The organism is Bordetella sp. MIP270_01_BMS, assembly GCF_054958705.1.
In genome coordinates this window covers 4,087,874-4,101,105 of the sequence record NZ_CM143297.1, presented here as the reverse complement: position 1 = coordinate 4,101,105, position 13,232 = coordinate 4,087,874, and the positions used below count along the sequence as shown (strand labels likewise).

Here is a 13,232-nt window from a genome sequence, read left to right as displayed (position 1 = left end):
TTCAGACTCCTTCGGGCAAATGCGCGGCCCACGCCGCATCCGGCGAGCGGTAGACCGTCCGGCCGCCCACCAGGGTGGCCTGGACCTGCGTGTCACGGATCTGGTCTGCGTCGACGGCATACAGATCGCGGTCGAGTACGATCAGGTCGGCCAGGCGGCCGGGCGCCAGGGTGCCCTTGGCGTGCGCCTGGTTTTCGGCGATGGCGGGATTCACGGTGTAGCAACGCATGGCCGCCTCCACCGAGATGGCCTGGGCGGCATTGATGCGAGCGCCCGAGGCTGTCTTGCGCGTCACCATCGCGGCCATGCCGTAGAACGGATTGCGTTCGCACACCGGCGCGTCAGAGTGCCCGCACACCAGCACGCCTTGTTCCAGCATGCTGCGATGCGGCCAGAACCACGGCACGTCGGTGTCCGGACGGTTGCTCAAGTAGGCGTCGCCCAGGTTGTACAGAAAGCCGGAAGCCGATGAATCGATCACACCCAGCCGCGCCATGCGCCGCTGGGTGTCCGGCGGCGCGCAGCAGCAATGCTCGATGCGCGGCCGCACGGCGTGCGGGTGTTTTGCCAGGCCTTGCTCGAAAGCGTCGAGCGCGAAGTCGATGCCGCGATCACCGTTGCCGGTGGCCGCCACCTGCAGGCCGGCTTCCATCACGCGCAACACCTTGGCCGCAAGCTCGTCCGGGCTGTAATTCAAGTCGCCGCGGTTGGGCGGGAAGCCATCGGATCCGTCCTGCCCGGTGTAGGGATCGTAATAAGCTGCCGTGCGTCCGCTGGTACTGCCGTCGGAGCCGAACTCCACACCGAGCAGGTGGAGTCGCGCGTCGCCGTGTCCGAAACGCATCCCGGACTCGATAGTCTCGTCGACAAGGTCGGGATCGCGGCCGTTGAGCATCATGCCCACCCGCACCGGAAGCGCCTGCTCGGCGTGCAGGCGGCGATAAGCCTGCACCGCCAACCGGCTCGTCAGCGCATTGTGCACGCTGGTGATGCCCAGGCGAGCCATATCGCGGAAAATGGCAGGAAAGCCTTCCAGGTAATCGGCCACCCGGTCGTTACCCGCTATCAGGGTCGTGAACGCGAACACACCCCTGCCGTGGACCATGCCCGTCACTTCATCCATGCAATGGGCAGGAACGGCGGCGCCGCTGGCGCGCAGGCACGCGAAAGCGGCCGCGTTGGCGATGCCCACCTGCGCGTCCCGTCGCATCAGGAAGGCGGGGCGCCCCGGCGCCGCGCTGTCGAGCATCGCGCGAGTCGGATAAGCACCGAGATCGCGCTCGTCGAGCCGGAATCCCAGGTACCACGCGCCAGGCGCGGCTGTGCGGTCGAACGCCGCTATGCGCGCCCGCACGGCTTCGACGCTATTCAGGCCCATGGACAAATCGTCCCAGCGCCCCGCCTTGACGGCCTGCCCGTCCGGGTGGCAATGGCTGTCGTTGATGCCTGGCATGGCGAACGCCCCGCGCAGGTGCACCTGGATCGTGCCCGCGCCCCTCAACGATAAACAATCCGCATCCGTTCCGGCCGCGACGATACGCCCGTCGCGTATCGCCACGGCCTGGACTACGCCCAGGCCCGGATCCAACGTCGCTATCCGTCCGCCGTGCAGCACGAGATCGGCGTAGTCAGTCATGTTGCATCAACCCGTGATCACCTTGACGTACTCGTTATAGATGCGGTCCTGATTCTCGCCATGCCAGGTGTAGTCGGCGACGACCTGCCGCGAGAAGTTCTCGTCATCGGTGGGGTTATCGCGACGCAGCTCCTCGGGCACCATCGGGCTGGCCGCAGGGTTCGCCGGCCCGTTGCCCATGAGGCGCAGCAACTCGATCTGGCTCTCCGGAGACTGCGTCGAAGCGATGAAATCAAATACTTTCCGGCCCGCCGGATTGCCCTTCGGCACCAGCCAGCCAGCCGGGATCAGCACGCCCTGGTCCCAGGTGAAATCGATGCGCGAACCCGGCTCGCGGCGCATCACCACTGCGCGCGTGTGCCAGATCAGCCCCATGGTGGCCTCGCCCTGGCGCAGCAGCTGCTGGCTTTCCGCGCCCGTTTTCCAGAAAATCGTCTTGTCCTTGATTTCGGCGATCTTCGCCAGCGCGCGCTTCTCGTCGATGGGGTACAGCTGGCTTGCGTCAGCGGGCACGCCATCGGCCATCAGCGCCGTCTCCAGCACGGCAAGGGTCCGGTCGGGCAGCGTGCGTGTGCCTGGAAAATCTTTGGTGTTCCAGAAGTCCGCCCACGACTTGGGTACGCGGCCGCCAAACGCCGTCTTGTCGTACGCCAGGACAAAGCTGTAGATGAAGTGCGAAATGCCGAACTCGCTGCTGAACCCGGGCCGGACCTTGTTGCGGTCGACGATGTCGTAGTCGATGGGTTCGAGATAGCCGCGCTTGCCCAGCGAATGCCCGGCGGCCAGGTTGGCGTCGCAGACGTCCCACACCACGTTCTTGGACTCGACCATGGTGCGGATCTTGCCGAACGAAGGCCCGGTACCGTCGAACTCGACGCGCGTGCCGGTAGCCTTCTCGTAAGGCTTGCCCCATACCGTGGGCTGGTGCTTGATAGCGTCGCCCCCCCAATTGCACACCACGATCCGGGATGAGTTGGCATGCGCGCGGCCCATGGGCGCCAGCGCGGCGACGCCCGCGGCTCCCAACAGGCCCAGCAATTGACGGCGGCGAGCCGAGGACAACGAGGAATCGGACAGCGCCAGTTGCGCCGCGTCTGCCAGCCAGGAATCCTGCACCAGTTTTTTCAAGGTTCGCTCCCCAGGGGAAACAGAAGGAGCGCGCATGATGACTAGGCACCTTGTTTCATGCAATATATGAGTTTTGCATCTATCCGTAATTCCCCTTAGATGGACGGCGCTTCGAACTGTCTGCCAAGGGGTCAAGCCCCCCCTATGAGTATGAATACGCGCGACCAGCGTGGGCTTGCCCCCGCGACCGAATTATGTGAGCCCAGTTTCGCGCAGCTGAGCGTGTTTCATGCCGTCATGGTCACCGGCTCGGTGTCGCGCGCGGCCAAATTGCTGGGCATGAGCCAGTCCGGCGCAAGCCGGATGCTCAACCAGCTGGAAATCACAACCGGCCTGCGGCTGTTCGAACGTACGCACCAACGGCTGATTCCAACGCCCAACGCCCGGCAATTGCAGGCCAGCGTCGAGCGCCTTCACGGGGCGTACGGCGGCGTGCAGCGGCTCATAGGGAGTCTGGCGGATCCCGACTGCGGCAAAGTCACCGTGGCGGCCATCCCCACCCAAGCGACGTCGTTCATGCCGTTGGCGATCAAGCGTCTGCGCGAGCGCTATCCCGGCATCACCATCACCATGGAGATCCTGGCGAACCAGCCGGTGGTCGAAAGGGTCCAGAACGGCGAAGCCGATTTCGGCCTGGTGCACGACCTGACGCCGTCGCCCGATACGCAGAACGAAGACCTCGGCGAGCAACACGTCATCTGCGTGGCCCCGCCCGGCCATCGCTACGCGGCCCTGCCGTTCGTCACTGCGAAAGACCTGGCTTCCGAGACCTTTCTCTCGTATGGGCCCCACACCAATTTCGGCAGCGTGATCGAGAACGCCTTCTTTGAACAGGGTGTACGCATGCCGGTCGCCGTCGAGGTCACTTCTTCGGCGTCGCTGCTGTCACTGATCGGGGCGGGTGTGGGAGTCGGTCTGGTCGAACCCGCCGCGGTGCTGCCGTTCAGCCCCGAGCAGTTCGTGATCAAGCCGTTCCGCCCGACCGTGGTCATGCGTTCGCGCATTCTGCGCTCGCGCATGCGGCCCCTGACGCGTCACGCCGAACTGCTGCTCAATGAATACCGGGCTGTCGTGACCGCCGCACAGCCCGGTTATTTCAACGGCTGAGCCGCGTCAGATCAGCGCTTCGATCAGATACGGGCCCTTGCGCGACAAGCCGGCCTGCAGCGCCTTTGTGAACGCTTCCACGGTGTCCACACGGACCGCTTCGACACCCATGCCGGCGGCCAGGTTGACCCAGTCGAGGCAAGGCTCTTGCAAATCGAGCATGCGCTTGGCGTTGCGACCCGGCTCCTGCACCCCCACGTTCTGCATTTCGCCGTGCAGCGTGGCGTAAGAACGGTTGGCGTAGATGATGGTGAGGCAGTCGAGCTGTTCGCGAGCCTGCGTCCACAGCGCCTGTACCGTGTACATGCCGCTGCCGTCGGCCTGCAGCGTGATGACTTTGCGGTCGGGGCAAGCCACGGCCGCGCCGGTGGCCATGGGAAGGCCGATGCCGATCGCGCCGCCAGTCAGCTGCAGCCAGTCGTGCGGCGCCGAGGTGGCGCTCATGATCGGGAACTCACGGCCCTGCGTGACGGACTCGTCGCAAACGATGGCGTTCTCTGGCAGCAGGCGTGCGGTAATGATGTTGATGGCCGAGGACGTCAGCGCACCGGTACGCGGCATTTCGGCGGTGGACGCCACCGGAACCAGGCCCGGAGCATCGGCGGGAATGCCCAGCTCGTCGGCCAGCCACTGCAGGGCATGCAGCAGGTCGTGCTCGGGCGTTGCGAGCACGATGGGCGCATTGTCCTGCGGCGCCAGCAGGCTGGGCTTGCCCGGGTAGGCGAAGAACGCCACCGGAGCGGCCGCGCCAACCAGCACCAGCTGGCGCACGTCTTTCAGCAATTCGACGGCCTGATCCACAGGGTACGGCACGCGCGTCACCGGCGTACGGTTGATGCCACGCTCGGTGCGCCGGTTCGAGGTGGGCGAAAGCAGGCGCACGCCGGTGGCCTGCGCGATACGGCCCGCTACCGCCAGCGCCGGGGCGCGCAGGGCCATGCCGCCCAGCATCAGCGCCACGCCTTGCCCGGACCGTATCGCCTGCGCCGCGGCACGCACCGCGTCCTGGGTGATCCGGGCGGGCTCGTCCGGCTGCGCCACGGCGGGCGGAGTGTCGGGGGGCAGTTCACCCCAGGCGGCGTCGGCAGGCAGAATCAGGGTGGCGATGTTGCCCGGCGCCTGGCGAGCCACGCGCACGGCCTCGGCGGCATCGGCGGCCAGATCGGCCGCGACCCGGGTGCGGCGCACCCAGTGCGACATGGGTTGCGCCACGCCCTCGACATCGCTGGTCAGCGGAGCGTCGTATTGCACGTGATAGGTGGCGTGATCGCCTACCACGTTGACCATGGGCGTACGCGCCCGTTTGGCATTGTGGAGATTGGCCAGGCCATTGCCCAGGCCTGGCCCCAGGTGCAGCAAGGTGGCGGCGGGCTTGTCGGCCATCCGGGCGTAGCCGTCGGCCGCTCCGGTGACCACGCCCTCGAACAAGCCCAGCACGCAGCGCATGCGCGGCTTGCGATCCAGGGCGGCCACGAAGTGCATCTCGGACGTGCCCGGGTTCGCAAAGCAGACGTCCACATCGTTGGCCAACAGGGTGTCGCAAAGGCTATCAGCGCCGTTCATGGTGATTCCGTAAAGCAGGTTGCAAAAAGGCGCGGCCGTCTGGCCGCGCGTCGGTAAGGCATCATAGGAAAGCGTACCGCCCAGGCATAGGTCCACTCCCACCCTTGAGAATGGAACCATTGTGCCTGATCTCCGCGGCGAGGCGCCGGCGGGTCCCGCTGCGGCCCCCGCGGGCGAGTTCGATCATCGAACATTAAAGCGCGTCGACGCATTCCACGCCCGAGCATTACGCGCATACTTTTCCTGCGATTCGGTTCGCTGAACAACACAAGCGGCAGAGCCCACACCCGCGCACGACGCGGCCCGTGCGGCACATGCCCCGGCGGAGACAACCCCATGCGCTTTTCCCTGATACCCCCCCGTGTCCGGCCCAGCCGGCGTACCGCCCTGCTCGCACTATTGTGCGGCGCCGCCCTGGCCGCCGGCCTGCCCGGCACGGCCCGGGCAGCCGACGCCTGGCCCGACAAGCCCATCAAAGTGATCGTGCCCTATACGCCGGGCGGGGCAACCGACACCGTGACCCGCATAGTCATGGACAAACTGGCCACGCGGCTGGGGCAGAACGTCATCATCGAAAACAAGCCGGGCGCCAACAGCACCCTGGGTTCCGCCATCGCGGCCAAGGCCGATCCCGACGGCTACACCTTCCTGAGCATTCTGCCCGCGTATGTCATCAACACCCACTTGTATCCGCTGAACTACTCACCCTCGCAGCTCGAACCGGTGGTTCACATGGCCGACCTTCCGCTGTTCCTGTTCGTGAGCAAGGAACTGCCCGTGAATACACTGGGGGAACTCGTCGACTATGCGCGCGAGCATCCGGACACTCTCACCTATGCGTCCAGCGGCACCGGGTCCAGCGCGCACCTGACCGGCGCCGACTTCGCGCTGCAGGGCAAGCTCAAGATGACGCACGTGGCGTACAAGGGCAGCGCGCCCATCCTGGCCGACCTGCTGGCAGGCCGGGTGTCTATGGTGTACGACCCGGTTCTGGTGCCGATGCAGTACGTGAAACAGGGCAAACTCAAGGTGCTGGCGTTCACCGGCAAGAAGCGCTGGGAAGACGCGCCCGATGTGCCCACCATGGAAGAAGGCGGCTTCCCGGGCTTCGTGACAGGTTCATGGGTGGGCCTGCTCGCCCCCGCCGGAACGCCCAAGCCCATCGTGGACCGCATGGCCAGGGAGATCAGCGCCATCGTGCACGAACCGGACGTCACTCAGAAGTTCATCGACGCCGGTTTCCTGCCCACGGGCAGCACACCGGCCGAGTTCGCCTCGCTGATGAAAAAAGACTCCGAGCGTTACGCGAAGATCATCAAGGAAGCCAACATCACGGTCAATTGACGATCCGGTTCGCCATGATTGATAAATTCGTTGCCTCGCTGGCCGATGCGGTCAGCGGCATCCATGACGGCGCCACGCTGCTGGTGGGCGGGTTCGGTGGCGCCGGCATGCCCACCGACCTGCTGCATGCGCTCATCGACCAGGGCGCGCGCGACTTGACTGTCGTGAACAACAACGCCGGCAATCACGAAACCGGCCTGGCGGCCCTGATCAAGGCGGGACGGGTGCGCAAGATGATCTGCTCGTTTCCCAGGGCATCGCACTCATGGGTATTCAACGACTTGTATCGCCGGGGCCAGATCGAACTCGAATGCGTGCCGCAAGGCACCATCGCCGAACGCCTGCGCGCGGCGGGCGCCGGCCTGGGCGGTTTCTACACCCCCACGGCCTACGGCACGGAGCTGGCCGCCGGCAAGGAAACGCGCCTGATCGACGGCCGACACTATGTATTCGAAGAGCCGCTGCACGGCGACTACGCCCTGGTACAGGCAGATCGCGCAGACCGCTGGGGTAACCTGACTTACCGCATGAGCGCGCGCAACTTCGGGCCCGTGATGTGCACGGCGGCGGCCACCACCATCGTGCAGGTGCGCCAAAGTGCCGAACTCGGCGACCTGAACCCCGAAGCCATCGTGACGCCGGGCATATTCGTCGACCGCCTGGTCGTGGTTCCCAATCCCGCATTCTCGAGTTGACCGACGTGTACGCAGCACAAGACTACCGGCCGCTGACCCGCGAACAACTGGCACGCCGAGTGGCGCTCGACATTCCCGATGGCAGTTACGTCAACCTGGGCATAGGGATGCCCGTGCTGATCGCCGCGTGCCTGCCCGCCGGCCGCGAGATCCTGCTGCACAGCGAGAACGGCATCCTCGGCATGGGGCCCCCGCCCTCGCCCGAAGCCGCCGACCTCGATCTGATCAATGCCGGCAAGCAGCCTGTCACGCTGCTGCGCGGCGGCGCGTATTTCCACCACGCCGATTCGTTTGCAATGATGCGTGGCGGCCATCTGGATATCTGCGTCATGGGAGGCATGCAGGTCTCGGCCGCCGGAGACCTGGCCAACTGGTCGCTGGGACGGCCGGAGGAACCGCCGGCCGTGGGCGGCGCCATGGACCTGGCCGTCGGCGCCCGGCAGGTGTTCATCATGATGGAACACAACACCAAGAGCGGTGCGCCGAAAATCGTGCAGCAGTGCACCCTGCCGCTGACCGGTGCCGGGGTGGTCAGCCGCATCTACACCGACCTTGCCGTGCTGGATGTCACGGCAAACGGCCTCGTGGTTCGCGATATGATCGACGGTCTCACCTTGCAAACGCTGCAGTCGCGCACCGGTGCGCCCCTGCGCGCCGACTGATGCGTATCCCGCCGCCGCCCGACTACGCCGCCCCGCTGCCCGCCGACGAGCACCCCGACCGCTTTCGCGGCGATCCGGATTTCATGCAGACGCTGTCGCGCGGGCTGCACGTCATCCGCGCGTTCGGCGAGCGGCGCTCACCCCAGACGGCCGCCGACCTCGCACGGCGGGCCGGCCTGTCGCGCGCAGTCACGCAACGATGCCTGCACACCCTGATCCGCCTTGGCTTCGCCGAACAACATGGCAGGCACTATGCGCTGACGCCGCTGATACTCAGCCTGGGGCATGCGTATTTCTCTTCGACGCCCTTCGTGTCGCTGGCGCAGCCAGTGCTCGAAGAGCTGAGCGCGACCGTCAACGAAACCTGCGCGCTGGCCATCATGGAAAGCAACGAAGTGCTGTATCTGGCGCGCTCAGAGGTGCACCGGATCCTGGCAACGACATTGGGGCTGGGCAGCCGCCTGCCCGCCTACTGCACGACCATCGGACGCGTGATGCTGGCCCAGCTGTCGCCTGCGGCCCTGGACCGCTATTTCGACACCGTGGACCTGGCGCCTTATACCGAGTTCACCGAGACTTCGCCGGCTCGGTTGCGCGAAATCCTCGCGCGGGTGCGCGAGCAAGGCTACGCGGTGGTCGACCAGGAACTCGACTTGAACGTGCGCGCCATCGGTGTGCCGGTGCGCGCCGCCAGCGGCCTGACTTGCGGGGGCCTGAATGTCAGCGTGAGATCGCCGCGCATGCCACTGGGTCGCCTCACGAGCGAATTCCTGGCGCCCATGCGGGCCGCGGCAGACAAGCTGGGGCAGTTCCTGGTGTTGTAGCAACGCGGGCCGCGAAGGCCGCGCGCTGCTGCCTGGCTGTTACCGGATGGGCCACGGATACATGGCGCCGCCCTGGTTCCACAAGGCGTTGGTGCCTCGCTCCAGCCCCAGTTTGCTGCCCTTGCCCACGTTGCGCTCGAAGATTTCAGCGTAATTGCCCACGGCCTTGATGGCGTTGTACGCCCATTTTTCATCCACGCCCATGTTCTTGCCCATGCCTGGGGTGACGCCCAGGATGCGCAGCACGTTGGGGTTGGTGCTCTTGGTCATTTCATCGACATTCTGCTGCGTGATGCCATATTCCTCGGCTTCCATCAGCGCGAACAACGTCCAGCGCACCAGGCCGAGCCAGTTCTCGTCACCCTGGCGCACCATGAGGCCCAATGGCTCTTTCGAGAAACGTTCCGGCAGGATCTCGAAATCGTCGGGGTTGGCCACCTGCGTGGCGCGCACAGCCGCCAGTTGCGAAGCGTCGTCGGTGAAGGCGTCGCAGCGGCCGGATTCGAACGCGCGCACGACTTCCGTGACCTTGTCGATGACCACGGGCGTGAACGAGATGCCATGAGCACGGAACCAGTCGGCCAGGTTCAATTCAGTGGTCGTGCCGGGCTGGACACAGACGGTGGCGCCATCGAGCTCTTTGGCGCTCTTGACCCCCTGGTCTTTGCGCACCATTACGCCCTGGCCATCGTAGAAGCTGGGCGCCACGGCCGCGAGCCCCAGCGAAGTATCGCGCGTCTGCGTCAGCGTGACCGTGCGCAACAGCACGTCGACTTCTCCGGACTGCAAAGCGGTGAAACGCTGCTGTGTCGAAAGGGCCGTGCCCTTGAACTTGTCGGGGTCGCCGAGCACCGCCGCGGCAATGGCGCGGCAGATGTCCACATCCATGCCTTCCCACTCGCCTTTGCTATTCGTGGCGCTGAAACCCGACACGCCGTCAGTCAAGCCGCACTGTACGAAACCTTTGTTCTTGACCGCGTCCAGAGTGGGGCCCGCCATTGCAGCCTGGGTTCCACATGCCAACGCGATGGCGCCGGCCATCAGGGCGATTCGCCGCTTCATCTTGCTACTCCTTAGAGTGTGCACGCCGGATGCCACCTTGTGAGTGATGCACCTGACGCAAGGGTTGCGCCCGGGCGTGCCGGGCGGTGAGCAAGAGTACGACAAGAGTGCGCGGGGAAACAAGCGGGCGCTCGGCCATCAACGCGCCATGAACAAACCGGCACTTCGTGGCCGCGGCGTGTCGTTGGCCAGCCCGCGCGTCGGTGCGCCGATGGAGACCGGCCGACGGCAAGCCCGGCCGGATCCGTCTGGATCAGGTGGCCTGCAGACCGGCGGTATCGAGCGTGAAGGCGGCCGCCGCGCGGCCTATGCGGTCGTTGACCGCGCGCCAGGCATCATCGGCCGGCGGCGCCTGCACCAGGATGCGGGCATAGTGGCCGCTGTCGAGTTCGCGCAGCATGGCGTACAAGGCCTGCGCATAGCGGGCGGGATCGTCCGACACCTGGCGCCAGGCCACATGCGGGCCGGCATCCCCGGGGGCCGGGCCGAAAGCCACGATCGCCACCATGCCAGCGTACCTGGCCTGATCACGCGCCGCGCCGGCGGCGTCGTGCTCCGACACCAACTCAAGCGGCGTGCGCGGCGCATAGTGCGCCTTCAGCGTGCCCGACGCGCGTGGAGCCGACGCATCGGGCATGCGCACCGGCACGCCCAGCACGGCCTCGATCTGTGCCGGCGTCACGTGGCCTGGCCGCAGCAGCACGGGGCCCGCACCCTGTTGCAGGCGCGACAGGTCCACAATGGTGGACTCGATGCCCACCTGGGCCGGCCCGCCGTCGAGCACGGGCATGCCATGCAAGACTTCTTGCGGAAACTCGCGCCTGACGTGATCGGCCAGCGTGGGAGACACATGCCCGAATTTGTTGGCCGATGGCGCGGCAACGCCCCCGTGCCCGCCGGGCATCAGCGCCGCGAAGGCGCGCAGCAAGGCTTGCGCCACCGGATGCGACGGACAACGCAAGCCTATGCTGTCCTGCCCGCCGCTGACCGACACCCCGGCGTGCGGGGCACGCGGCAGGATCAGCGTCAGCGGTCCGGGCCAGAAAGCGGCGATGAGTTGCTGCGCCGGTTCCGGAATGCTGCTGGCCCAATAGCCCAGGTCGGCTCCGGGCGCGACATGCACGATGATCGGATGGTTCGAGGGCCGCCCCTTGGCCGCATAAATGCGCTGCACGGCTTCGGGGTTCTGAGCGTCGGCGCCAAGGCCATAAACCGTTTCGGTGGGAAAGGCCACCAGATGGCCGGCCACAAGGCGTTCGGCCGCGCGAGCGACGGCTCCATCTACGGCGGGATTGGAATTCACGGCGGCCATGGAATGTTATTCGGGTGCGGTCATGCCCAGCGCGCGGGCGACCTGCGCGGCATCGGCCCTGGCCTGCTCGAGCGTGGCGGCCACCACCGTGACATGGCCCATTTTGCGGCCGTGCCGCGCCTCGTGTTTGCCATACAGATGCAGCTTGGCCGTGGGCACCGAGAGCACGGCCGCCCAGTCGGGCTCGCGCGGCGCGGCAGCGCCCGGCTCGAACCACGCATCACCCAAGATGTTCAGCATGATGGCGGGGGCCAGCAGGGCGGTACTGCCCAGCGGCAGGCCCGCCATGGCGCGCGCTTGCTGCTCGAACTGGCTCGTCAGGCAGGCGTCGAGCGTGTAGTGCCCGCTGTTGTGCGGCCTAGGCGCGATTTCGTTCACCACCAGGCTGCCGTCGGTCAGGACGAAAAATTCCACGCACAACACGCCGTGGTAGCCCAGCCCGCGAGCGATGGCGCGCGCGGCATCGGTAGCCTGGGCCTGGCGCTGCGCATGGGCGGCATCGCCCTCGCCATCGGCCACGGTCGACACCGCCAGGATGCCGTCGCGGTGCAGGTTGCGTGCCACCGGGAACACCACGTCGCTGCCGTCGAAGCCACGCGCCAGCACCACCGAGATTTCGTAGTCGAGCGGCATCAATGCTTCGAGCACGCACGGCACGCCGCCGAACCTGGAATAAGCTGCGAGCGCCTCGTCGCGTGTCGAGATGCGTGCCTGTCCTTTACCGTCGTAGCCCAGGCGGGCCACCTTGAGAATACCGGGGAACAGCGCGTCGGGAGCGTCGTTCAGGTCTTGTTCGCTGCGCACGGCCGCATGCGGAGCGACGGGAATGCCTTGGGCCGCGATGAAGGTTTTTTCGGCAATGCGGTCCTGCACGACGGCCACCGCGTCGGCCGCGGGGCTGACCCGGCATTGCGCCGCGAGCGCCCGCAGGCTGTCGGCGGGCACGTTCTCGAATTCGGTAGTGACCGCGCGGCATAGCTGCGCCAGCGCAGCAAGACCCGCAGGATCATCATAGGCCGCCTGGATATGACGGTCGGCCACCATGGCTGCGGGGCCGTCGGCGGCAGGATCAAGTACGGCCACGCGGAAACCCAGGCTCTGGGCGGCATGACAGAACATGCGGCCAAGTTGGCCGCCGCCCAGTAAACCCAGCCAGCCGCCGGGCGCAATCGTGAAGGTGTCGGTCTTGGATGTCATACAGAGAGAGAACGCGCCCGGCAGAGCGCGTGTCAAAGTTCAGGGCTGCGGGGGAACGACCATGTTGCGGGCCGCGTCTGTCTGGCGGGCGCGGAACGCGACCAGCTGGCGATGCAGATTGTCGTCGGTCGTGGCGAGCGTGGCGATAACGTGCAGCGCCGCGTTGGCCGCGCCGGCCTCGCCGATGGCGAACGTCGCGACCGGCACCCCCTTGGGCATCTGCACGATCGACAACAGGGAATCTTCGCCACGCAAGTAGCGCGAAGGCACGGGCACCCCGAACACTGGCACTTCGGTCAGCGCGGCCATCATGCCGGGCAGATGCGCGGCGCCGCCGGCGCCGGCGATAATGCCGCGCAACCCGCGCGCGCGGGCGGCTGCGCCGTAATCGGCCATGTCTTGCGGCATGCGGTGCGCCGAGATCACGCGCGTTTCGTGGGGCACGCCGAACGAATCAAGCATGGCCACGGCGTGCTGCATGATGTCCCAGTCGCTGGAAGAACCCATGATCACGCCCACCACAGGCGTGGCCGGCGTGGGTGCGGAGGCAGAAGTCGTCATGGCAGAATCGGCAGGCAGAAAAGGCGGGCGGGGCACCTGATGCACGGTGCCGCGGGCGGGAAACCCGGTATTTTACCCGGCCTGGCGAACGGGCCTGCGCGAGGCGCCTTGCGGCCAGCGCCGCTGTGCGTCCGATGCGGG

Annotated in this window: 12 protein-coding genes; 5 read left to right on the top strand and 7 right to left on the bottom strand. The window is 66.6% G+C overall.

What is annotated here, in order from left to right; translation table 11 throughout:
• Nucleotide 1: 1 nt before the first annotated feature.
• Together ACV17W_RS19285 and ACV17W_RS19280 are read right to left on the bottom strand one after the other, a co-directional pair.
• Nucleotides 2–1,636: an amidohydrolase gene (locus ACV17W_RS19285; RefSeq protein WP_462593969.1), complete on the bottom strand. Its 1,635-nt coding sequence runs from the start codon at nt 1,634–1,636 to the stop codon at nt 2–4.
• Nucleotides 1,637–1,642: 6 nt separating this feature from the next.
• A complete protein-coding gene (locus ACV17W_RS19280) occupies nt 1,643–2,764 on the bottom strand; it encodes an ABC transporter substrate-binding protein (RefSeq protein ID WP_462593968.1) in 1,122 nt (373 codons plus the stop codon).
• 144 nt (nt 2,765–2,908) lie between these two features.
• Here ACV17W_RS19280 and ACV17W_RS19275 point away from each other — a divergent pair, with 144 nt between their 5' ends.
• On the top strand, nt 2,909–3,871 hold the full coding sequence (locus ACV17W_RS19275) for a LysR substrate-binding domain-containing protein (RefSeq protein WP_462593967.1): 963 nt from the start codon (nt 2,909–2,911) through the stop codon (nt 3,869–3,871).
• 6 nt (nt 3,872–3,877) lie between these two features.
• Here ACV17W_RS19275 and ACV17W_RS19270 read toward each other — a convergent pair whose 3' ends face one another.
• On the bottom strand, nt 3,878–5,434 hold the full coding sequence (locus ACV17W_RS19270; RefSeq protein ID WP_462593966.1) for an acetolactate synthase large subunit: 1,557 nt from the start codon (nt 5,432–5,434) through the stop codon (nt 3,878–3,880).
• Nucleotides 5,435–5,770: 336 nt separating this feature from the next.
• On the opposite strand from ACV17W_RS19270, the gene ACV17W_RS19265 reads away from it, so the two are divergent.
• Genes ACV17W_RS19265 through ACV17W_RS19250 form a run of 4 tightly spaced genes read left to right on the top strand, consistent with a single transcriptional unit; the run spans nt 5,771 to nt 8,959 of the window.
• On the top strand, nt 5,771–6,778 hold the full coding sequence (locus tag ACV17W_RS19265) for a Bug family tripartite tricarboxylate transporter substrate binding protein (RefSeq protein WP_462593965.1): 1,008 nt from the start codon (nt 5,771–5,773) through the stop codon (nt 6,776–6,778).
• Nucleotides 6,779–6,792: 14 nt separating this feature from the next.
• Complete coding sequence (locus ACV17W_RS19260) at nt 6,793–7,473, top strand: 3-oxoacid CoA-transferase subunit A (RefSeq protein WP_462593964.1); 681 nt, start codon at nt 6,793–6,795, stop codon at nt 7,471–7,473.
• Between the two features lie 5 nt (nt 7,474–7,478).
• Nucleotides 7,479–8,135, top strand: coding sequence for a 3-oxoacid CoA-transferase subunit B (locus ACV17W_RS19255; RefSeq protein WP_462593963.1), 657 nt, complete (start codon nt 7,479–7,481; stop codon nt 8,133–8,135).
• Nucleotides 8,135–8,959: an IclR family transcriptional regulator domain-containing protein gene (locus ACV17W_RS19250; RefSeq protein WP_462593962.1), complete on the top strand. Its 825-nt coding sequence runs from the start codon at nt 8,135–8,137 to the stop codon at nt 8,957–8,959. Before ACV17W_RS19255 ends, ACV17W_RS19250 begins: the two co-directional genes overlap by 1 nt.
• Nucleotides 8,960–8,998: 39 nt before the next feature.
• On the opposite strand, the gene ACV17W_RS19245 is transcribed toward ACV17W_RS19250, so the two are convergent.
• From ACV17W_RS19245 to purE, 4 genes are all read right to left on the bottom strand, one after another.
• The gene (locus ACV17W_RS19245) at nt 8,999–10,021 is read right to left on the bottom strand and encodes an amino acid ABC transporter substrate-binding protein (RefSeq protein WP_462593961.1); all 1,023 of its coding nucleotides are present in this window, start codon (nt 10,019–10,021) and stop codon (nt 8,999–9,001) included.
• Between the two features lie 253 nt (nt 10,022–10,274).
• Nucleotides 10,275–11,333, bottom strand: coding sequence for an L-threonylcarbamoyladenylate synthase (locus ACV17W_RS19240; protein ID WP_462593960.1), 1,059 nt, complete (start codon nt 11,331–11,333; stop codon nt 10,275–10,277).
• Between the two features lie 6 nt (nt 11,334–11,339).
• Nucleotides 11,340–12,530 carry a 5-(carboxyamino)imidazole ribonucleotide synthase gene (locus tag ACV17W_RS19235; RefSeq protein WP_462593959.1) on the bottom strand — a complete coding sequence of 397 codons (1,191 nt, stop codon included), beginning with the start codon at nt 12,528–12,530 and terminating at the stop codon, nt 11,340–11,342.
• A 39-nt stretch (nt 12,531–12,569) separates the two neighbouring features.
• On the bottom strand, nt 12,570–13,091 hold the full coding sequence (gene purE / locus ACV17W_RS19230) for a 5-(carboxyamino)imidazole ribonucleotide mutase (protein WP_462593958.1): 522 nt from the start codon (nt 13,089–13,091) through the stop codon (nt 12,570–12,572).
• Nucleotides 13,092–13,232: the final 141 nt, after the last annotated feature.

Bases quoted from the DNA above. Each gene is read 5' to 3' on its own strand.
- ACV17W_RS19285 (WP_462593969.1), bottom strand. From the start codon at position 1,636: ATGACTGACTACGCCGATCTCGTGCTGCACGGCGGACGGATAGCGACG.
- ACV17W_RS19275 (WP_462593967.1), top strand. From the start codon at position 2,909: ATGAGTATGAATACGCGCGACCAGCGTGGGCTTGCCCCCGCGACCGAA.
- ACV17W_RS19270 (WP_462593966.1), bottom strand. From the start codon at position 5,434: ATGAACGGCGCTGATAGCCTTTGCGACACCCTGTTGGCCAACGATGTG.
- ACV17W_RS19265 (WP_462593965.1), top strand. From the start codon at position 5,771: ATGCGCTTTTCCCTGATACCCCCCCGTGTCCGGCCCAGCCGGCGTACC.
- ACV17W_RS19260 (WP_462593964.1), top strand. From the start codon at position 6,793: ATGATTGATAAATTCGTTGCCTCGCTGGCCGATGCGGTCAGCGGCATC.
- ACV17W_RS19250 (WP_462593962.1), top strand. From the start codon at position 8,135: ATGCGTATCCCGCCGCCGCCCGACTACGCCGCCCCGCTGCCCGCCGAC.
- ACV17W_RS19245 (WP_462593961.1), bottom strand. From the start codon at position 10,021: ATGAAGCGGCGAATCGCCCTGATGGCCGGCGCCATCGCGTTGGCATGT.
- ACV17W_RS19240 (WP_462593960.1), bottom strand. From the start codon at position 11,333: ATGGCCGCCGTGAATTCCAATCCCGCCGTAGATGGAGCCGTCGCTCGC.
- ACV17W_RS19235 (WP_462593959.1), bottom strand. From the start codon at position 12,530: ATGACATCCAAGACCGACACCTTCACGATTGCGCCCGGCGGCTGGCTG.
- purE (WP_462593958.1), bottom strand. From the start codon at position 13,091: ATGACGACTTCTGCCTCCGCACCCACGCCGGCCACGCCTGTGGTGGGC.